Raw genomic sequence first — 20,399 nt, forward strand, 5'->3', positions numbered from 1 at the left:
CCTCGGTCCCACCCTCGTCCTCGCCCGGGGCCTACTCGGGCGGCGTCAGCCGGGCGGCGGCGTACGGTGCCTCCCCGCCGGGCCGCCTTCCGCGCCCGTCTCGTCCGCCCCGCCGCCGCTCGGGTCATACTCCGGCAGCGTCAGCCGGGCGAGCGCCCCGCCGTCCGGCGCGGCCGCGAACTCCAGGCGCGCCCCGATCACCTCGGCCTGCCCCGCCGCGATCGTCAGGCCCAGGCCGTGCCCCTTGCCCCGTCCCTCGGTGCGGAAGCGTTGCGGTCCGAGGTCGAGGAGGTACGGCGGAAAGCCGCCGCCGTGGTCCCGGACCGTGACGACCGGGCCGTCCACGGCCAGGACGACGGGCGGGGCTCCGTGCTTGTGGGCGTTGGCGACGAGGTTTCCGAGCACGCGCTCCAGGCGCCGCCGGTCGGTCTCGACCGGTGTGTCGCGGACGATCCGCACCTCGGTGTCCGTCCCCGAGGCGCGCACCACCCGCTGGGCGAGCGGGCCGAGTTCGTGCACCGCCAGGTCCACGGTCTCGTTGCGGGCGTCGAGCCGGGAGATCTCCAGCAGGTCCTCGGTCAGCCCGCGCATCGCCTTCACCCGGTCCCGCACGAGCTCCGAGGGGCGGCCCTCCGGCAGCAGTTCGGCCGCGGCGGACAGCCCGGTCAGCGGGGTGCGCAACTCGTGCGCGACGTCGGCGGTGAAGCGCTGCTCGCTCTGCAGTTTGCGCTGGAGGGAGGAGGCCATGGTGTCCAGCGCCCCGGAGACCGTGGCGACCTCGTCCTGGGGGCGGGAAGGGTCGTGCGTACGGGGGTCGTCGACGCGCGCGTCGAGGTCGCCCGCGCTGATCCGCCGGGCCACCTGGGCGGTCAGGTGCAGCCGCCGGGTGATCCGGGTGACCGCGAAGGCGCCCACGAGCAGGGTCGCCCCGATGGCCAGGACCGAGGACCCGACGATCGACCGGTCGAGCCCGCTGATCGTCTCCGCGCTCGTCGCGTAGTCCGTGCGTACGGCGAGGGCGCGGCCGTCGGCCGGGCCGGCCGCCCACATCGTCGGGCGGCCCTGGTACGAGTCGACCATGGTGCCGCTCTCCCCTTTCAGGGCGAGCGTGCGCAGCGGGGCGGGCAGGCCCTCGGGGTCGATCCCGGCGAACCGGGGGAGCGGCTCGCCGGCCTCGTAGGCGCGGGCGGCCGTGGTGAGCCGGGCCAGCGCCCGGTCGCGGGAGTCGTCCACGGTCCGCCCGGCCACCGAGACGTGGACGAGGATGCCGAGCAGCGCGGCGAGCGCGCAGCACATGACCGCGATGAAGACGGCGGCCTTCCAGGTGAGGGTGGCGGTCCAGGCGGGGAGGCGGGGGCGGGGGCTCATGGGCGGCCCGCCTCGGGGGCGGTGGTGGGCGGCCGGGCGGGAGCGGGGGGCGGGACGGGAGAGGGGGTGGTGCCGTCGGTGGACGAGGCACCGGGTGTGGGGTCGACGAGGCGGGGCTCGGGGGTGGCCGCGGGGGACGGGGTGTGCGGCTTGACCCGGATGATCTCGTCGCGCGTGGCCAGCATCGCGTGCTGCTGCTCGTCCCACGTCCACGCGGTGCGGTACTCGTACCCCGGGATGCCGGCCGAACTGACCCGCATGATCAGGTCCCGGCCCGCCAGGTCCACGCTGATCACCTGGTCGACGGTGGACATGATCCGGGTGAGGCCGCCGTTCTCGGCGAGGTAGACGCGCACGCCGACCTGCTGGTCGGGCATGCGGATGCCGACGATCAACTCGTCCCGGCCGTTGCCGGTCAGGTCGTGGTAGTACGGCTTCATGACCGGGCAGGCCGCGGGCTCGGTCAGGCACCGGCCGATCCGCCGGGCCGTTTCCTCGTAGAGGCCGTCCGGCCCGCTGTACGTGTCGGGGTGCGCCTTCACCTCGGCCTGGACGACGGCCACGGGGGCGACGCGGTGGATGTCGTCGTCGGGGACCGCGACCCCGGGGACGCGTTCGGTGTCCGTCTCGCCGTAGTCGAGGGGCGGCGCGGTCGCGGGCGGCAGGTCGGGCCACAGACGGACCGGGCCGACGGCGGTGGGCGTGGGGCCCGCGCTCTCGAGGCCGCCCTCGTCGCCGCAGCCGGAGAGCCCGAACAGCGCCGCCACGGCGGCCAGGGCCACGGCGGCGGCGAGCGGCACTCCGCGCGGTCTCACGCTTCTCCTCGGGACGGTCGGTCTTCCCCTAGACCTTATTCGTAGGGAAGTCCTTTTTGTCCACCGGTTGCCTCGCGGTCCGCCGGCCCTTCCGTTGCCCGACCGTGTACCCGCGTACCCCTTGGCCGTGCACCCCGGCCCTGCACCCCTGGCCTTCCGGCCGCCGCCGGTCAGCCGAGCCGGCCCCATTCCATGCGGTCGAGGGCCGCGCGGCAGAGGGTCACCAGCTTCTCGTCCTGGTGGATGTCATGGCTGCCCGAGCCGTGTTCGCGCACGTTGTGGCGGCGGCGTCTGGCCAGTTCGTCCCGGATCACCGGCTCCGCCTCCCGCGCCGCCGGCCCCATCTCCGCGAGGCACTCGGCGATGTCCACGCGTGCGTGCGGGTTCTCGTCCCAGGCTCTGAGCAGCACCGGAAGCGTCGCATCCACGTCCCCGGTCACCCGCCACAGGGCCGCCGCGCCGGCCACCCGCACCCACAGGTCCCGGGCCCGCAGGCCGTGGCGCAAGGCGGGCGCGCCGTCCGCCGCCGCCGGGCCGATCGAGCCGAGGGCGCGGGCGGCCGCGCACCACTCCGGGTCGGGGGTGCCCGGCCGCAGCCACGCCTCCAGGGCGGGCACGACGGCGGCGGCGTCGCCCTCCACCGACCACAGGGCGAGCGCCGCGCTCGCGGCGACCGAGGCCGAGTCGCCGGCCAGCAGTTCCCGTACGTCCGGGAGGGCCTCCTTCGCCGCCGGGCCGAAGGCCGCCAAGGCTCGCAGCGCCGCCTCGCGGACCCAGTCCCTCCGGTTGGGCGGCGCCCCGCGCAGCACCCGCAGTACCTCGGGCAGGGCCTGCGCGCCCCGGATCGCGGTCAGGGCGAAGAGCAGCGGCGCGGCATGGTCGTACAGCCGGTCGTCCAGCTCGACCCGCGCGAGTCTTCGGCGCAGGGCGGGCGCGAGCGGTACGGCGGCGGGCCCGAGGGCGTCGACCGCGTAGAGGAGTTCGCGGCGCACCTCCGGCTCCGCGAGCGCCTTGGCGAGGAGCGGGACCGCCCGGGCGTCGCCGGAGCGGGCCAGCGCCAGCAGCGCCCCGCAGCCACCGGCGCGCACGAAGGCGCTCGCCCCGGCCCGGGCGCCGGGGCGCGCACCGGTCGGCGCATCCGACCCGTCCTGGCCGCGCAGCGCGGGCGGAACCGAGGAGACCCGCGTGGCGAGCGCGGCGAGCGCGTCCGTCGCGGGACCGGTCAGCTCGAAGAGCCGCTCCATGAAGGAGGTGGCGGCCTCGCGCAGCCTCGGGTCGGGGTCGGCCAGCTGGACCCCGACGAGCCGCACCACCTCGTCGTACCGCCCGCGCCACATCCGTATCAGCCCCCCGCACAGCCAGATGGCGTCGGAGCGCTGGGACCGGTCCGGGCTGCGGAGCTGGGCGAGGATCAGGGCGATCCGGTCGTCGACACGGTCGTCGAGAGCGGTGTGCAGGGTGCGCAGGAGTTCGTCGGTCCACGGCGTCGGGGCGGGGGAGCCGGCGATGCCGGCGCCGGCCTCCGCGACATGGCCGGAGGCGGGACCCGGGGTGTGGTCGGACAAGTGGTCGGCGGCCGGATCCGCGGCACGGTACGGCGCCGGGTCGGCGGCGCTGTCGGGCGGCAGCGCTCCGAGCAGGTCGTGGACCCGGCCCATGAGGGCGGGCGGGTCCTCAAGGCCGCCCTGGGCGAAGGGATCCGAGGGGCCCGAGGGCTCCGGCGGGGTGGCCCGTACCTCGTCGAGCAGGGCCGTGACCTGTTCCGCGACGTCGTCCGGGACCTCGGCGGGCGCGCAGCGGGCCAGCTGCGCGAGGGCCGCGAGCCGGAGCCCGGGCGCCTGGGCCGCGCGGGTGAGCCAGCCGAGCCAGTCGACGGTCTCCGCCCGCAGCGACTCGTGCCGGCGCGCGATCCGCCCGACCGCCTCCACCAGCGCGAGCCGCACCTCCGTGTCGCACTCGACCGTCAGCCGCTCCCGCAGCAGGGTCAGGACACGGCCGGGATCCGGGTGCATCGAGGCGAGCGCGCACGGGGCGGCGAGCCGCACCTCCGGGTCCGGGTCGCCGGAGAGCGCGAGGAACACGTCGGCCCCCGCGGCGACGGCGGCCGCGGCCATGGCGTAGTTGGCCGCCGGGATGAACTCGCCGTCGCCCGGATCGTGTTCGTCCAGCTCGTCGAGATCGTCGTCCGTGCCGAGGTCGATCCCGCCGATGCTGGTGAGCAGCTCCACGATGCCGCCGCGGTCCTGGACGGCCGGGTCGGCGACCAGTTCGAGCAGGAAGGGGATGCAGGCGAGCGTCGAGTCGTACACGTCACCCTGGTGGTGCACCGTGCCGTACATGCCGTCGAGGGCGACCTCGCGCTCCGTGGAATCGTCCGAGGCGAGCCCGCGCAGCAACTCCGGAACGTCGTCCGCGGGGCCGTACGCATGCCCCAGTGAGGCCCAGTCGACCTCCTCGATCCCCGTCAGCATGCCGGCCGCCGCCTTCCCCGTGAGCGCTGTACCAGGCAGCAAGTGTGCACCACGTCACGGTCGACGAGGACCCGCTGACCGGACGCGTCCGGCGAACGCCGCGCCGGGCGTTCGCTTTGCGCCATCCGGCGGATCGGGTACAGGAGTTGACGCCCGACGGCTTCGCCGCGCCTCCCGGCCGCCAGGGTCGATCGACCGTTTCAGGCCGGGGCGCGCGCCGGCGCGGCCGTGCGGAGCGGGAGAGCGCGCGGAACTCGATCTCCTGTCGCGCCCCGGCGTGTCGACCCGCGCCGCGCCACGCCGCCGTACCCCAGGGCACGTCGTCGCAGGTGGTCGCGGGTCGGCGCGCGTGGCGGCCGGCGTATGACAGGCGGTCATGCCCCGCCGTACGCCGTGGCCCGTCGGCGGTCCCTCGGCGGGCGGACGCCGGGGCGGCGCTCGTCGTCGGGCCGCGCGAACCGCCCGCCGCGTGTGGCTCATGGCTGAATCGGCCGGGATCCGGGAGTAGCGGCACGCGTCACCGGTGACCACTGATCCGTGGATCTTCCCCGGATCGCCCCCATGCTCGCCACGGCCGGCGCGCTGCCGCCCGCCCGGCAGGACGCCGAATGGGCCTTCGAGACGAAACAGGATGGCCAAAGAGCGATCTTCTACGTCGCCGGGGACGGCACGCTGCTGGTGCGCTCGCGCTCCGGCGAGGACGTCTCCGCCGCCTACCCGGAGCTCGCCCCGCTGGGCAGGGCGCTGCCCGCGGGCCGCACGGCGGTCCTCGACGGGGAGATCGTCATGCTCGACGAGAACGGGCACAGCGACTTCGCCCGGCTCCAGCCGCGGTTCGGACTGGCCGGCTCGCCCGCCCGGGCGAGGCAGCTTGCCGCGCGGGACCCGGTGCACGCCGTCCTGTTCGACGTGGTGTTCCTGGACGGCCGGCTCCTGACCGGCCGGCCCTGGGCCGAGCGGCGGCGCGAACTCGAAGGGCTGGCCCTGCACGGCCCGACCTGGTCCACCCCGGGCGCCCTGGTGGGCCACGGCGAGACCGCGCTCCGGGCCACCCGCGAACACGGCCTGGAGGGCCTGGTCTGCAAGCGGATCACCTCCCGGTACGAGCCGGGCGAGCGGTCCCGCCACTGGATCAAGATCCGCAACATGCGCACCGCCGACATCGTCGTCGGAGGCTGGATGCCCGGCGGTGGCCGGCTGTCGGGCCTGCCCGGCTCGGTCCTCATGGGGCAGCGCCACGCGGGCGGGCTGCGTTACGTCGGCAGCGTGGGCACCGGCTGGAGCGAAGCGGAACGCGCCGACCTGGCCCGGCTGCTGTACGCCGCCGAGATCGACGACTGCCCCTTCTCCGAGGTGCCCCCGGTGACCGGGGCCAGGGCCGCCCACTGGGTGCTCCCACGGCTGGTGGGCGAGGTCCGCTACGCCGTCCGCACCCGGGCAGGGATGCTGCGCCAGCCGTCGTGGCTGCGGCTGCGCCCCGACCTGACGCCGGAGGACTCGGCGGCGGACTTCGAGGGAGGCGCGACGGGTCCGTGAGGCGGCGGCCCCGGCCCCCCGGCCCCACGGCCGCCCCGGCCCACGGCGGGCGCGGCCCCACGGCGGGCGCGGGCCGGTGGGAATGCGACTCCGGCCCCACGGCAGGCGCGGGCCGGCGGGAGTAACACCCCCCGGCTCCCCGGCCAATGCGAGTAACACCCCCGGCCCCCGGCCGGAGTGGCGCCGGCACCGTCAGGGCAGTGCCCCGGCCCGGTCCGGTTCGAAGAGCGGCCCGAGGAGATCGCCGTACCGCTGGAGACGTGGCGCGATGTCGTCCATGGCGAGGTCGAGCCGCGCCGGGTCGTCGCACGCCTCGACCTCCTCCCAGGTCACCGGCGCGGAGACGGTCGGCCGTGACCGGGCCCGCAGGGTGTAGGGCGTGGCGGTGGTCTTGGCGGCGGCGTTCTGGCTGTGGTCGACGAAGACCTTCCCGGGCCGCAGGGCGCGGTTCATCCGGTGCACGACCAGCTCGGGGTGGTCCGCCTCGGCCTGGACGGCGAGCCGTCTCGCGTACGCCGACACCTCCTCGGACGGGGTCGGCTCCAGCGGGACGAGCAGGTGCAGGCCCTTGGACCCGGAGGTCTTGGCGTAGGCCGAAAGACCGTCGGCGGCGAGCCGCTCGCGCAGCCACAGCGCGACCCGGCAGCACTCCACGACGGTCGCGGGCGGCCCGGGGTCGAGATCGAGGACGATCCGGTCGGCGACCGCCGGCGAGTCGTTCCGCCACTGGGGGGTGTGGAACTCCACGACGAGGTTCGCCGCCCACATCAGCGAGGGCAGGTCCTGGACGACGACCTGCCGGGCGCCGGGGTCGTCGGAGCGGGGCACGGGGGCGGTGGTCACCCAGGTGGGCGTGCCGGGCGGTGGGTTCTTGGTGAAGAAGAGCTGTCCGTCCGGACCGTCGGGATAGCGCAGGAAGGACACCGGCCGGTCGCGCAGGTGGGGGAGGAGCGCGTCCGCGACCGTGGCGTAGTAGTGCAGCAGCTCGCCCTTGGTGGTGCCCGTGGCCGGGTGGAGGACCTTGTCCAGATTGCTGAGGGCCAGGCGCCGCCCCTCCACCTCCGTGATCGGCGTCATAGGATGAGACTCCCACGAATCCGGCATTTCAGTACAAGATCACACGAAAGGGATGAATCGTGCGATCCATTTGGAACGGCGCCATCTCCTTTGGCCTGGTCAGCATCCCGATCAAGCTGGTGAACGCCACCGAGAGCCGGTCCGTGTCCTTCCGCCAGATCCACACCGAGGACGGCGGCCGCATCCGCTACCGCAAGGTGTGCGAGCTGGACGGCGAGGAGGTCTCCCAGGCGGAGATCGGCAAGGCGTACGAGGACGCGGACGGGACCATGATCCCGATCACCGACGAGGACCTGGCGGCGCTCCCGCTGCCGACGGCGAAGACGATCGAGATCGTGTCGTTCGTGCCGGCGGGCGAGATCGACCCCCTCCAGATGGACGCGGCGTACTACCTCTCGGCGAACGGCGTACCGGCCGCCAAGCCCTACACCCTGCTGCGCGAGGCGCTCAAGCGCAGCGACAGGGTGGCGGTGGTGAAGTACGCCCTGCGGGGGCGGGAGCGGCTCGGGATGCTCCGGGTGGTGGAGGACGTGATCGCCATGCACGGCCTGCTGTGGCCGGACGAGATCCGGGCCCCGGAGGGTGTGGCGCCGGAGACGCCCGTGTCGGTGCGGGAGGCCGAGCTCGACTTGGCGGACGCCCTGATGGCCACGCTCGGGGAGGTCGACATCACCACCCTGCACGACGACTACCGGGAGGCGGTCGAGGAGATGATCGCCGCGAAGGCGGAGGGCGGTGAGGCTCTGGCGCCCGCGGAGCCGGCGGAGGGCGGGGGCAGGGTCATCGACCTGATGGCGGCGCTGGAGAGCAGCGTCCGCGCGGCCAAGGAGGCCCGTGGGGAGGCGGCGTCCGCTCCCGCGGCGGAGCAGCCGGCCTCCGTGACGCGGCTCAAGCCGCGCAAGAAGGCGGCGGCGCGGGCGACACCGAAGGAGACGGAGGCGAAGAAGTCCACGTCGAAGACGGCGGCGAGGAAGACGGCCGAACCGGCCCGGAAGTCGACCGCCAAGAAGTCGGCGTCGAAGTCGGCGTCGAAGACGGCGGCGACCAAGAGCACGGCGACGGCGAAGAAGACGCAGCCGAAGAAGACCCAGGCGAAGAAGGCGACCCCGCGCAAGCGCTCGGCGTAAGGCACCTGCTGGTGCGACCTTCCCGGGGCCCACGGGCGGACGTCCGGGTCCCCGCTAGGATCCCTGGCCTCGGCCGCCCGGTGCGCCCCTCGGCCCGGGGGCCGGCGCCCCTCAGCCCCCCGCGGTCTCCGTCAGCAGCTCGCGCAGCGAGCTCTTCATCGCCGCGACGAACCGCTCGCGCTCGGGCTCCCCGACCAGGTCCAGCGAGAGGTACGGGTTGAGGTCCTCCAGCTCGACGAGCAGAAGCTCCCCGCCCGGTGCCCGGCAGGCGTCGACGCGCTGGATCCCGTACGGGAGGTCGTTCCAGTCCACGAACCGCTGGGCGAACTCCAGGTCCTCCGCGGTCGGCTCGTACGGCCGGAGCACCCAGCGCGCCTCCGGGTCGGGGGCGTAGAGCGCGTACTGGAAGCTCCGCCCGACGAAGTAGAACGACACCTCGTACGTGAACGGGATGCGCGGCTGGACGAGCATGCCGGCCGGGTCGACGTCCCCGAGCCCCGCCGCGTCCACGAAACGCAGGCCGACCGAGTCCGCGCCGAGCAGCGGCTTCACGACGTACTCGTCGGCCTTCGGCAGCCCCGCGAACTCCTCGCGCCGCCCGGCCGTGGGAATGACCGGAAATCCCTCCCTGGACAGGTGGAGCAGGTAGCCCTTTCCCGCCATGTCCCCTTGACCGGAGAGGGAGTTGAAGACCCGCACCCCCTTGTCGCGGGCGGCGGAACGGAACGCGTCGTACGCCTCCTGGTAGTGCAGGACGGGCCCGCTGTTGCGCACCACGACGGCGTCGAAGCGCTCCATCAGCGCGGCGGCGTCCAGCGGGTGGCAAAGCGCGAGGTCGAACTCCTCGCGCAGCCGTCCGCTCAGCCAGATGTCCTCGTCGCAGTAGCGGCGTCCCCGCGCCTGGTAGCCGAGGTCGGTGACGTAGAGAAGGGTGCCCATGCCGGTATCCAACCAGGCGTCGCCGGGGACCGGGCCGGCCGCCCGCCCGTTCACCCGCGCCCCGCCCTGTCCGTCCCGGTCGCCACGGCCGTGGCCCCGCCGGCTGCCTTTCCGCGTCGTGTCAGACCGTGGAGCGGGAGACCAGCGAGTCCCACATCGCCATCGCGTAGTCCACCGTCGAGGACAGCCGCTCGGGGGACACCCCGTCCCGCGACTCGATCGACATGCCGTGCAGGATCGTCGCGTAGAAGCCGGCGACGCTCCGGATGTCCGTGCCCTGCGGCAACTCGCCCTCGTCCACAGCCTGTTCGAGCCGCTCCTCCAGCTCCGCCACCGTGGACCTGCGCCACCAGGCCAGATGGTCGGCGACCGGACGGTTCTGCGTCCCGCAGTTCGTCGCCGCCAGCACGATCATGCAGCCGCTCGGCGTCCCGGGGTCGGCGAACGTGTCGATGTTGCCGCGCAGCATCGCCTCGACGGCCGCCCGCGCCGTCGGCGCCTCCCGCAGCGCCCGGCTCGTCGCCGAACCGGTCGTGTCGTTGTAGAGCGCCACCGCCTCCCTGAACAACTGCTCCTTGGAGCCGAAGGTGTTGTAGAGGCTGGCGGAGTTGATGCCCATCGCCCCGGTCAGATCGGTCAGGCGTGTGCCTTCGTATCCCAGCTCCCAGAACGCCTCCATCGCGCGCCGCAACGCCGCCGTGCGATCGAACGCGCGCGGTCTCCCCCGGTCGGACATGACATCTCCTCAGACTTTCCTTGACCATGAGCACGAAGGGCTGTTAAGTACTTCTGGATCGTCCAGCCCAAAAATACTTTAACGCGCATCGCGAATGGAGCGACATGCCTCAGCTTGATGGCAAGGTGGCACTGGTGACAGGGGGAAGCCGCGGGATCGGAGCCGCGATCGCCCTGCGGCTGGCCCAGGAGGGAGCGGACGTCGCGCTGACCTACGTCAGTGCCGCCGACAAGGCGCAGGAAGTCGTCAAGTCCATCGAGGCCTTGGGCCGCAAGGGGCTGGCCCTCCAGGCCGACAGCGCCGACCCGGCGGCGGTCGTGGAATCGGTCGAGCGTGCGGCGGGCGAGTTCGGCCGGATCGACATCCTGGTCAACAACGCCGGCATCTTCCCCTACGGCCCCATAGGGGAGGTCACGCTGGAGGAGATCGACCGGACGCTCGCGATCCACGTGCGCGCCGTCTTCCTCTCCACGCAGGCCGCCCTGCGGCACATGGGAGAGGGCGGCCGGATCATCAGCATCGGCAGCTGCTGGGCCAACCGCGTCCCGGTGCCCGACGTGACGCTGTACGCCATGAGCAAGTCGGCGCTCATCGGCTTCACCAAGGGCCTCGCCCACGACGTGGCGCCGCAGGGCATCACCGCCAACATCGTCGACCCCGGTCCGACGGTCACCGACATGAACCCCGACGGCACGGACGAGGCCGAGGAGGAGCGTCAGCGGACCGCCGCCAAGAGGCTCGGCGCGGGCGCGGACACCGCCGGCGCCGTGGCCTTCCTCGCGGGCCCGGACGCCCAGTGGATCACCGGGACGTCACTGGCGGTCGACGGTGGCTACGCCGCCTGACGGCGGTGCGGCGAGCGACACGAGAGCGAGGGCGGGCGCGATGGCATGGGCGATCCTGACGCTGGCCGGTCTCCTGGAGATCGTATGGGCCTTGGCGCTCAAGGAGTCGAACGGCTTCACCCGGCTGTGGCCGAGCGTCATCGGCATCTTCTTCTCCGCCCTCAGCTTCGTGCTGCTCACCTTCGCGCTGCGCGACGTGCCGGTGGGCACGGGCTACGCCGTCTGGGTCGGCATCGGGGCCGCGGGCGTGGTCGTCGCGGGCCTCGTCACCGGCGAGACCGCGTCGGCCGCCCGGATCGCCTGCATCCTGGCGATCATCGGCGGGGTCGTCGGCCTGCGGCTGCTGGAGGCATGACGGCAGCCGTGACGGAAAAGGCGCGACAGGAGCCGTGACGGCGGCCGTGACACGAGCTGTGATGGCCGCCGCGACAGGACCTGTGCCGGCAGCAGCCGGGACAGGAGCCGCGACAGGACCTGTGCCGGCAGCCGGGACAGGAGCCGCGACGGGGCACTGAGTCCGGCGTACGCGATCAGCGCACCGCATCCAGGTCCTCCTCCTGCGATGGAGGGCCTGGATGCGCACGCATGCCGTAAGGAACGGAAAGCGCCGCCTCGTACGGGGAATTCACCCGGCATCGGAATCCCGCCAGCCGACGGGCTCCCCCGCCGTTCCACGCTTGCATCCGCTTTACTTCATGTTGACTCGACCTCTTGGGGCTCTACTGTTACGGGGGGATGAAATGCGCTCCGCCACGCCCGTTTTACTGAGTAGGGAGACCACGCTCTACGAGATACGCCGAGCCGTCGAACTCGTGTCGTCCGGCAAGGGGCACTGCCTCGTTCTCGAGGGTTCCGCGGGCATGGGAAAGAGCGAATCCTTACGGGCGGCGGAGGAAAGCGCCAAGGACGCCGGTTTCTTCGTGACCGTCGGCAGAGCGGCGGAGCTGGACCGGCGGGTGCCGTTCGGCACGCTGCGGCGGCTTCTGCGCGACACCGTCCCGGCCCGGTACCTCACGCCGCTCACGGCCCGTCAGGACTACGATCCCCTCGCGCCCGTCGACGCCATCGCCGACTATCTCCGGCGCGCCACCCGCTCCCAGCCCCTGCTCGTGGCCCTCGACGACGCCCACCTCGTCGACGACCTCACCGCGGCGGCGCTGCGCGGGCTGATCGGCGCCTCGCGGTCCGTACCCGTCCTGTGGCTGCTGACCCGCGTGCCGGCGCGCGTGCGGGACAACGCACAGGAGACCATCGACTCGCTCGTTTGGGAAGGGGCCGTACGCCACGAACTGGGAGCCCTGTCGCGGGAAGCCGTCGCCCGGCTCGCCGCTCACGTCCTCGGCGCCCGGCCCGACGGCGAGGTGCTGGCCCTCGCCGCACGCAGCGGAGGCAACCCCTACCTCCTCAAGGAATTCCTGGCCACCTCCCTGAGCGACGGCCGCATCCGCGTCGAGGGACGCGAGCCGGTCGCCGTCCTCGTCGACGACGAGCCGGCCCCCTGCTTCCTGCGGGCCGTCGACCACCATCTGCGCGACCTCTCCTGCGAGAGCCGCCGGATGCTGGACGCCGTGGCCGTCCTCGGGCCGAGCTTCTCCGTCCACGAGGCGGCCGGACTGCTCGGCCGCAGCCCCGTGGAACTGCTGCCCGTCATCGGCGAGCTGATCGCCGCATCCGTGCTGGTGGGGGAGGGGCCGACGATCACCTTCCGGCACCCGCTGGTCCGCGAGGCGCTCTACGTCCGCCTCGCCGAACCCGTACGCACGGCACTGCACCGGGAGGCGGCCGCCGCCGTCTGGCGGGAGGGGCGATCGGCGTCCGAGTTCGTCGACCACCTGATCCGCAGCCAGAAGCAGCCGGCGCCCGGAGCCGCCGAACCGGCGGCGTCGCGACAGGCCGCGGGCATCGGACCGTCCGGGCACGGCGTGGCCGGCCTCACGGGCGGGGCAGGCGCGACCGGTCCCGCCGGCCAGGCCGATCCGGATCGGCGGGCCGAGTGGTTCCCCCTCGCCGCGGCCGCCGCCACCCCGGAAGCGGACCGGGACGCGTGGGCGGACCGGGCGGAGCCGGCCGAGCCTGCCGGGCGGCCGGACCTCGACGCATGGGCCACCTGGTCCGCGTGGACGCAGGAGCGGGCCGAGCCCATCCACCCCGAACTCATGGCCGACGCCGTCCACCTGATGGGCACCACCGGCCTCCGCGACCCGGACGGCCGGCACACGCACACCGGACGGCCCGCCCCCACCGGCGGGGCGCCCCGCGCAGGCGCCCGGCCCATCGGCGCCACGGAGGCCCCGCACACGAGCCGGTACGCCGACCTCATCTACCGCACGACGGTGCGCTACTCCGCCGACCGGGCGCAGGGCCGCCACGGACAGGTCGTCGCGGACGCCCGCGAGGCCCTGCGCGTCGCCTACGACCACGGGCACATCGCCGACACCGGCCACCACAGGCTCTGGCTGGCCGTCGCGCTCACCGCCTCCGACCAGTTCGACCAGGCGGAGGCGATCCTGGCGGAGGAGTGCGCCCCCTCCGACCACGCGGCCCTGCGCTGGGTCCTGCCGATGTGGCACTACCACCGGGCCGAGCTCAAACTCGCCGCGGGCAAGCTCGACGAGGCCGACGCCGAGGCCGCCACGGCCGTACGCATCGCCGAACGGCTCGCCGTGCCCTCGCTCGGCGTCGGGCCGCTCGCCCTGCGCACCCGGGTGGCGATCCACCGCAACGAACTCTCCCTGGCCCGGCGCCACGTGGGCATCGCCCACCCGCTCGCGGCGAGCGCCACGGGAGCCGCCCTCGAGGACCTGGCGTGGGTCACTGCCCTGCTGCACACCGCCACCGAGGAGCAGGACACCGCGATCGACACGCTCTCCCACGTGTACTCGGGACTTCCCCGACGGCCCCTGCTGCTGACCAAGGAACCGCACGCCGGCGCCTGCCTGGTCCGTACCGCCCTGCGCATCGGGGACTCGGACCGGGCCGTCGCCGTGGCCGAGGCCGCCCGCCTCGTCGCGACCCGCAACCCCACGGTGACCTCCGCCGTCGCCGCCGCGGCCCACGCCGAGGGCGTGCTCCGGGGCGACGTCGGCCGGCTGCGCACCGCCGTGCGGCACTACCGGTCCGGGCCCCGGCCGCTCGCGCTCGCCGCCGCGACCGAGGACCTCGCCCTGGCGGAGGAGCACCACGGCGGACGGAGCGCCGCGGTGACGCTCCTGAACGAGGCCCTGGGGCAGTACACGACCCACGGTGCCCGCGGCGACGCTCTGCGCGTGAGCAAGACGCTGCGCTCGCTCGGCCCGCGGCCCACGCCACGGGTGCGGGACCGCGGGGCCGGGAGGGACCGGACGGCGGACCGGACCAGGGTCCGGGACCGCGCTCCCGGCCCGGCCGGCGGGCAGCGGGCGCGGTGGGACCAGCTGACGCCGTCCGAGCTGCGCGTCGTACGGCTCGTGGCCGAGGGACTGACCAACCGGGAGGTCGCGGAGAGGCTGTTCCTGTCCCGGCACACGGTGGACAGCCATCTGCGGCACAGCTTCACCAAGCTGGGCGTGACCAGCCGCGTCGAACTGACCCGCCAGGTCCTGACCCACGAGGCGCTGCCCCTCGACGAGACGGTCTGAGGCCCATCGGGCGGCCCGGTCGCGGCTCCTCCGCACGCCCGCACGCCCGCACGTCCGCACGTCCGCTCCGGCCGGTCCCGTCAGTGCGCTCCCACGGCGCTCCGGCCGGTCCGGTCACCGCGCCCGCACGCCTGCCCGTCCGTACGTCCGCTCCTCCGTGGGTCCGCTCGTCCCGTACGGCCGCTCGTCCCGTACGGCCGTTCCTCCCGTACTGCCGCTCGTCCCGCACGTCCGCTCCTCCCGTACGGCGGAATGTCATCCCGCACACCCGGGACCTTTCCGCCGTACGGGAGTTCACGAGAACACGTGATGTCCGGGCCCGTCGCCCGCCAACAGACTGGGGCCCGTCGAAAGCCCGTTGGCCCACAGATCCGTGGAGAGGCATTCCATGACGAACGCGATCGGCCCCAACTTCCTCACGCTCCAGGTGCGTGACGTCGAGCGGTCCCGCCGCTTCTACACCGAGGTCGTCGGCTTCAAGGAGACCGACTCCAAGGTCCCCACCGCCGCCGTCCTCGAGACCGCGCCCATCAAGCTGGCGCTGCGCCAGGCCACCATCGACCTCGACGCCGTGCCCGAGCTCGGCTGGGGCGTCGTGGTGTGGATCAAGGCGGAGGACCCCGACGGTCTCGCCAAGATCGTGGCCGAGCACGGCGTCACCATCACCAAGCCGCCGTGCGACGGCTTCTGCGGCCGTGAGTTCCAGTTCAAGGACCCCGACGGGTACGAGCTGACCGTCTACGAGGGCTGATCCGATCCGACCGGTCCCCGAAGCGGAAAGGAACGCATGCGCGACAACACGGGTGTCATCAGCATGGGGCTCGCGCCGGCCGCACGGATGCCACTGCGCGCGAGGCTCCGGCTCCTGGCCGACCCCGCCCTCGGGGTGGGGAGCTTCCTCGACCACGCCCGCGCCGTCAGCCCCGCCCCTTCGGCACCGTTCCTGCTCGCGCAGCGCGCGGGCGGTGCCGGGGGCGGCGCGGCGGGCGACCCGGGTCACCCGGGCGTCCGGGGCGAGGAGGACGACGAGGAGGTCGAGCGGCTCAGCCTCGACCGGCTCACCGAGATACGCGACGCCTACGCCTCCTGGTACCACAAGGCGGGCGTCAGGAAGGGCGACCCCGTCGGCGTCTACGCCGGCGAGGGCGTCGACGCCTTCCTGCACTTCCTGGCGCTCAGCTCCCTGGGCGCCATCGCCGCGCTGGTCAACGGCCGGATGAGGCCCGAGGTCGCGGCCGACTACCTGGGCCGCGTCGGCGCGGTCGGGGTGGTGGCCACGGCCGACGGGCTCGACCGGCTGCGGGCCTCCGGCGCCCTGCCGAAGAACCTGGCGTTCGAGAAGGAGCTGGGCGCGTTCCCGCGCCGGCGGCCCGCCCGGCCCTCGCTGCCGGGAGTCTTCCCGTACCGGCACGGCGACGACGACCTGGTCATGCTCTGCCACACCTCCGGCACGACCGGACCGCCGAAGGCCGTCACCTTCGGGCACCGGCAGTTCTTCCTCGGCAAGCGCCACCGGCTGCTCAGCTTCCCCGACGCGGCGAGCAACCGGCTGCTCACCGCGCTCCCGCAGACGCACTCCGCGGGCATCAGCTATCTGATGACCGCGACCCTGCTCGGCCTGCCCACCCTGGTCATGGCCGACAGCTCGGGGGAGGCCGTGCACGAGGCGGCCCGCTGGTTCCGGCCCACGATGGTGGTGGCGTTCCCCCAGACCTGGGCCGAGCTGGCCACGCTCGACCTGTCGCCCTCGGCCCTCGGCGACGTCCACACCTGGATCAACACCGGTGACTCCGCCCACGAGGCGCACATCAAGGAGCTGATCCGGCACGGCCGGCGACCGGGCCGGCCTGCCGCCGTCCTCCGGCCCGGCACGCTCGGCTCCCGACTCCGGACCGGGCTCGCCTCCCGGCTCGGCTCCGGCCTCGGCGCCCGGCTCGGCGCTCGGACCGGCGACCGCCCCGGCTCGCGGTTCGTCGACGGCCTCGGCTCCTCCGAGATGGGGATGGCGCTGTTCCGCAAGGTCAGCGAGCCGGAGAAGCAGGACTACGACCGCTGCGTCGGCACACCCGTCCGCGTCGTCCGGCGGGCGGTCGTCCTCGACGACGACGGCCGGATCCTCGGCCCCGGCCGGCCCGGCCGGCTGGGCGTGAAGACCCCCACGAGGACCGCCGGGTACTGGGGCGACACCGCCCTCACCCAGAAGTCCTCCGTCTCCGGCTACTGGCTCACCGGCGACATCGTCTACCAGGACCACGACGGACGGTTCTTCCACGTGGACCGGGTGCCCGACGTCATCCACACCGTCCGGGGACCGGTCTACAGCCTCCCGATGGAGGAGGCCGTCATGATCGGCTGCCCCGAGGTGGCCGACTGCGCCGTCGTTGCCGTCAACGCCCCCGAGCCGGGCGGCGGACAGGTCCCGTTCGCCACCGTCCGGCTCCGGCCGGGCGCGAGCGCCCCCGGCGACCTGCTCGAACGGCTCAACACGGCGCTGAGCGCGAAAGGGCTGACCGCCCTCAGCGGCGCCGTACTCGCCACCGAACCGGAGCACTTCCCCACCGGAGCCACGGGCAAGGTGCTCAAGCGCAGCCTGCGCGAGCACTTCGCCGACGTCCTGATCCGACCCGGACGGGTCGCGGAGGAGAACAGGCCATGACAGCCCCCCGACAGCCCGGTGGCGACGAACCACCGGCCACGCACGCCCCCGGCGCGCACCTCCCCGGCACGCGGCCGCCGGGCTCCGAACCGACCGGCGACGTGCCGGCGCCGGTCCGGATGTACGAGATGCTCTACGGCTCCCTCGTCAGCCAGCTCCTCGTCGCCGTCGCCGAACTGGGCATCGCCGACGCCATCGGCGACGAGGTCCGGCACGTCGACGAGATCGCCGAGCTGACCGAGACCGACCCCGGGGCGCTCTACCGGGGCCTGCGGGCGCTCGCGAGCGTCGGCGTCTTCACCGAGGTCGAGCCGAGGACCTTCGGCCTGACCCCGTTGGCGGCGACGCTCCGCAGCGACGTACCCGGCTCGATGCGCGACCTGGCGCGGTACGTCGGACTGCCCGAGCGGCAGCGGGCGTTCGGGTCGCTGGCACACAGCCTGCGGACGGGCAAGCCGTCCTTCGACGAGGTGCACGGCACCGACTGGTGGACCTTCTTCGCCGCCCGTCCCGAGCTCGCGGCCGTCTTCAACAGCGCCATGAGCAGCATGTCGGTGATGGTGAACTCCGGGGTCCTGGACGTCTACGACCTCTCCGACGTCCGCCGCCTCGTGGACGTCGGAGCGGGCCGGGGCCGGCTCGTGGGCGCCCTGCTGCAGCGCTACCCGCGGATGACCGCGGTCGCCTACGACCTGCCCCGGGTGGTCCCCGAGGCCGAGGCCGTCCTGGCCGAGCTGGGCGTCTCGGACCGCGCCGAGTGCGTCGGCGGCGACTTCCTGACCTCGGTGCCGGAGGGCGGGGACACGTACGTCGTGTCCTGGACCATCCACGACTGGGACGACGAGGACGCCGTCGCCATGCTGCGCAACATCCGTCGCGCGCTGGGCGACTCGGGGCAGCTGATCGTCATCGACGAGGTCATCCCGGAGGGCGACACCCCGCACTTCGGCAAGTTCGAGGACATCGTGATGCTGTCGCTGCTCACCGGGCACCTGCGGACCGAGTCGGAGTTCGTGGACCTCTTCGAGCGGGCCGGCTTCCGGCTCAAGGAGATCCGTCCCACCCGGTCCTCCACGAGCGTCATCGTGGCGGTCCCCGCCTAGGCGAGGACGGCAGAACCCGAGCACGTCCACGGAACGGAACGAACGACGGTGGCCCGCCGCGGAATTCCCGCGGCGGGCCACCGTCGTTCGTTCCGGAGCGAGCGCGGCTCCGGGCCGTCCGGCCTACTTCTCCAGGCAGAACTCCTCGATCGGGTAGCCCACGTGCCGGTCGGCGGTCGGAAGGTAGCCGAGGACGACGTCCCCGGGCTTCAGCTCGGTGCTGTTGTGCACCACTCCGCCGGGACCGAGGACCCGGACGTGCCAGTCGTCCTGCAGGATCAGGTTGACCGTGGTCCCGTCGGGGGCGACCGCGTCCACCGACAGCAACGGCCGGCTCTCGATCTTCACCCTGCCCACCGCCACCAGCCGGGTCTGGCCCTTGACGTCCACCGCCAGCACCTTGCTGCCGGCCTTCAGCTCGCTCAGGTAGTGCGTCCGGGAGTTCTGGGACAGCGTGTACGAGTGGATGGCGCCGGCGTTCACCCGGAACGGCCGCGTCGGCATGTACGGCAGCGGATGGGTCTCGCTGACGCACAGGATCATGCCCTTGGAGTGCGAGCCCACCAGGATGCCCTCGTCCTGACGGAAGTGCGTGACGGTGTCGACGCACGCCCGCTCACCCATGCCGATGTGGGTGCTGCCGGTGACGGTCAGCTCCACCATCTCCAGGTCGGGCGTCCGGGAGACGGCCGCCGCCTTGAGGCCGGTCGCGTCGCCCACCCGCGCCGGGGCCAGCATCACGCCGTCCGAACCGAGCTCCAGGACACCGAAGATGATCTCGGCCTCCTCGACGTCCTGCGCGATCGTGATGAGGCTGCCGGTGCCCTTCGCCGCCTTGCCGGCCGCGATGACGATCTCCAGCGGGATCTTCGTCGGGTCGCGGAACCAGAGCACGCTCCACTTCTCGGTGGCCGCCGAACGGCAGGCCACCTCCAGCGTCTCGGCGTCCACGATCTCCACGTACCGGCCGAACTCGACCTCGGGGTGGCGGGCGGCCAGCACCGCCGGGTCACCGTGCTCGGCCGGGTTCACGACGACCACGTCGGCATCACCGAAGTCCTCGGGAAGCGCCGCGCCGCGCGGGAAGAGCACCTTCTTCACCGTGGGCGGCAGATCGGCCAGGTCCTCGACGGAGGACGCGACCACTCCGTCGATCCGCTGGTGCACCGCCTCTTCCAGGATCGCCGGGGTCAGTTCGTTCTTCGTGCGCAGATCGAGCCAGCAGAGCTTCATGTTCCTCTTCCTCAGGATTCTGGAGCGTTCCTCGGGTCTCGCTGTTCTCAGGCGGGACGGGCGGTGAGCAGTGCGGAACCGGCGGCCACGCCCCGAGGGGCGTGCACCAGGTCCGCGACCCGGCCGGCGCGCTTGCCCGGCTCGGAGGACTGGAAGATGTTGCGCCCCATGGCGAGGCCAGTGGCCCCGGCGTCGAGGACGGCGGCCACATGGTCGAGGAGCTCGTCCGTGGAGGCCGCGGGCGGCCCGCCGGCGACCAGGACCGGCACGGGGCAGGCCCGTACCACCTCGGCGAGGCCGGACATCGTGCGCGGGCAGGGCACCTTGACCAGGTCCGCCCCCAGATCGGCGGCGAGCGTGGCCACGTGCTTGACCAGGGCGGTGTCCCGGGGATCGGCGATCTCGGGACCGCGCGGGTACATCATCGCGAGCAGCGGTACGTTCCACCGGTCGCAGGTGTCGGCGACGGCGGCCATGTCGGCGATCTGCCGGGCCTCCCCGGCCGAGCCCACGTTGACGTGGACGCTGACCGCGTCCGCGCCGAGCCGCAGCGCGCTCTCCACGTCGCTGACGAGGTACTTGGCGTCCGGATCCGGGGCGTGCACGGTGCTCACGCTCAGGTGCACGATCAGCGAGGTTCTGGTGAACGGCTCGGGATCCAGTTGGCGCAGCGTCCCCTTGTGCAGCACCACCCCGTCCACGCCGTTGCCCGCCAACTGCGCGACCAGCCGGTTCAGTTCGTCGGCCGGTGCGATGGGGCCGTCGGTGACGGAGTGGTCGAGGGGGACGACCAGCAGACGATCCGGCGCGTGCCGGAAGAGCTTCTTGGTACGTAATCGGGCTCCGAACGATCGATTCTGCGTCATGCGGCTTCTC

General features: G+C 73.5%; 16 protein-coding genes. 8 read left to right on the forward strand and 8 right to left on the reverse strand.

Going from position 1 to position 20,399, the window contains the following annotated elements; translation table 11 throughout:
• Positions 1 to 45: 45 nt before the first annotated feature.
• The 3 genes from ACZ68P_RS05370 to ACZ68P_RS05380 all read right to left on the reverse strand — a co-directional run bounded on the left by ACZ68P_RS05370 (position 46) and on the right by ACZ68P_RS05380 (position 4,654).
• Complete coding sequence (locus tag ACZ68P_RS05370) at positions 46 to 1,368, reverse strand: ATP-binding protein (RefSeq protein ID WP_471002934.1); 1,323 nt, start codon at positions 1,366 to 1,368, stop codon at positions 46 to 48.
• A complete protein-coding gene (locus ACZ68P_RS05375) occupies positions 1,365 to 2,183 on the reverse strand; it encodes a hypothetical protein (RefSeq protein WP_471002936.1) in 819 nt (272 codons plus the stop codon). The genes ACZ68P_RS05370 and ACZ68P_RS05375 overlap by 4 nt, the downstream gene beginning before the upstream one ends.
• 170 nt (positions 2,184 to 2,353) lie before the next feature.
• A complete protein-coding gene (locus tag ACZ68P_RS05380) occupies positions 2,354 to 4,654 on the reverse strand; it encodes a PBS lyase (protein WP_471002939.1) in 2,301 nt (766 codons plus the stop codon).
• Between the two features lie 537 nt (positions 4,655 to 5,191).
• On the opposite strand from ACZ68P_RS05380, the gene ACZ68P_RS05385 reads away from it, so the two are divergent.
• Positions 5,192 to 6,190: an ATP-dependent DNA ligase gene (locus ACZ68P_RS05385; RefSeq protein ID WP_471002942.1), complete on the forward strand. Its 999-nt coding sequence runs from the start codon at positions 5,192 to 5,194 to the stop codon at positions 6,188 to 6,190.
• A 192-nt stretch (positions 6,191 to 6,382) separates the two neighbouring features.
• Here ACZ68P_RS05385 and ligD read toward each other — a convergent pair whose 3' ends face one another.
• Positions 6,383 to 7,267 carry a non-homologous end-joining DNA ligase gene (ligD, locus tag ACZ68P_RS05390; RefSeq protein WP_471002945.1) on the reverse strand — a complete coding sequence of 295 codons (885 nt, stop codon included), beginning with the start codon at positions 7,265 to 7,267 and terminating at the stop codon, positions 6,383 to 6,385.
• A 59-nt stretch (positions 7,268 to 7,326) separates the two neighbouring features.
• Between ligD and ku the strand changes: the two genes are divergently transcribed.
• Positions 7,327 to 8,394, forward strand: a complete 1,068-nt coding sequence (gene ku, locus ACZ68P_RS05395; protein ID WP_471002948.1) for a non-homologous end joining protein Ku — start codon at positions 7,327 to 7,329, stop codon at positions 8,392 to 8,394.
• Between the two features lie 111 nt (positions 8,395 to 8,505).
• Here the strand turns inward: ku and ACZ68P_RS05400 are convergent, their stop codons facing one another.
• Complete coding sequence (locus ACZ68P_RS05400) at positions 8,506 to 9,333, reverse strand: ATP-grasp domain-containing protein (RefSeq protein WP_471002951.1); 828 nt, start codon at positions 9,331 to 9,333, stop codon at positions 8,506 to 8,508.
• A gap of 121 nt (positions 9,334 to 9,454) precedes the next feature.
• Positions 9,455 to 10,069 (reverse strand): TetR/AcrR family transcriptional regulator, encoded by a 615-nt coding sequence (locus tag ACZ68P_RS05405; protein WP_471002954.1) that lies wholly within the window; start codon positions 10,067 to 10,069, stop codon positions 9,455 to 9,457.
• A 104-nt stretch (positions 10,070 to 10,173) separates the two neighbouring features.
• Here ACZ68P_RS05405 and ACZ68P_RS05410 point away from each other — a divergent pair, with 104 nt between their 5' ends.
• From ACZ68P_RS05410 to ACZ68P_RS05435, 6 genes are all read left to right on the forward strand, one after another.
• Positions 10,174 to 10,914 carry an SDR family NAD(P)-dependent oxidoreductase gene (locus tag ACZ68P_RS05410; protein ID WP_471002957.1) on the forward strand — a complete coding sequence of 247 codons (741 nt, stop codon included), beginning with the start codon at positions 10,174 to 10,176 and terminating at the stop codon, positions 10,912 to 10,914.
• A 40-nt stretch (positions 10,915 to 10,954) separates the two neighbouring features.
• Entirely contained in the window at positions 10,955 to 11,269 is a 315-nt protein-coding gene (locus ACZ68P_RS05415; RefSeq protein WP_365721316.1) for a DMT family transporter, read from the forward strand.
• Between the two features lie 385 nt (positions 11,270 to 11,654).
• A complete protein-coding gene (locus ACZ68P_RS05420) occupies positions 11,655 to 14,531 on the forward strand; it encodes an AAA family ATPase (RefSeq protein ID WP_471002959.1) in 2,877 nt (958 codons plus the stop codon).
• Between the two features lie 388 nt (positions 14,532 to 14,919).
• Positions 14,920 to 15,282 carry a VOC family protein gene (locus tag ACZ68P_RS05425; RefSeq protein WP_365721320.1) on the forward strand — a complete coding sequence of 121 codons (363 nt, stop codon included), beginning with the start codon at positions 14,920 to 14,922 and terminating at the stop codon, positions 15,280 to 15,282.
• Positions 15,283 to 15,318: 36 nt separating this feature from the next.
• Positions 15,319 to 17,187 carry a class I adenylate-forming enzyme family protein gene (locus tag ACZ68P_RS05430; protein WP_471002963.1) on the forward strand — a complete coding sequence of 623 codons (1,869 nt, stop codon included), beginning with the start codon at positions 15,319 to 15,321 and terminating at the stop codon, positions 17,185 to 17,187.
• Positions 17,184 to 18,290, forward strand: coding sequence for a methyltransferase (locus ACZ68P_RS05435; protein WP_471002966.1), 1,107 nt, complete (start codon positions 17,184 to 17,186; stop codon positions 18,288 to 18,290). The genes ACZ68P_RS05430 and ACZ68P_RS05435 overlap by 4 nt, the downstream gene beginning before the upstream one ends.
• A 123-nt stretch (positions 18,291 to 18,413) precedes the next feature.
• Here ACZ68P_RS05435 and ACZ68P_RS05440 read toward each other — a convergent pair whose 3' ends face one another.
• Entirely contained in the window at positions 18,414 to 19,523 is a 1,110-nt protein-coding gene (locus ACZ68P_RS05440) for a 3-dehydroquinate synthase II family protein (protein ID WP_471002969.1), read from the reverse strand.
• A gap of 47 nt (positions 19,524 to 19,570) precedes the next feature.
• Positions 19,571 to 20,389, reverse strand: coding sequence for a 2-amino-3,7-dideoxy-D-threo-hept-6-ulosonate synthase (locus ACZ68P_RS05445; RefSeq protein WP_471002972.1), 819 nt, complete (start codon positions 20,387 to 20,389; stop codon positions 19,571 to 19,573).
• Positions 20,390 to 20,399: the final 10 nt, after the last annotated feature.

It is taken from the genome of Streptomyces sp. NPDC036822 (assembly GCF_055609145.1).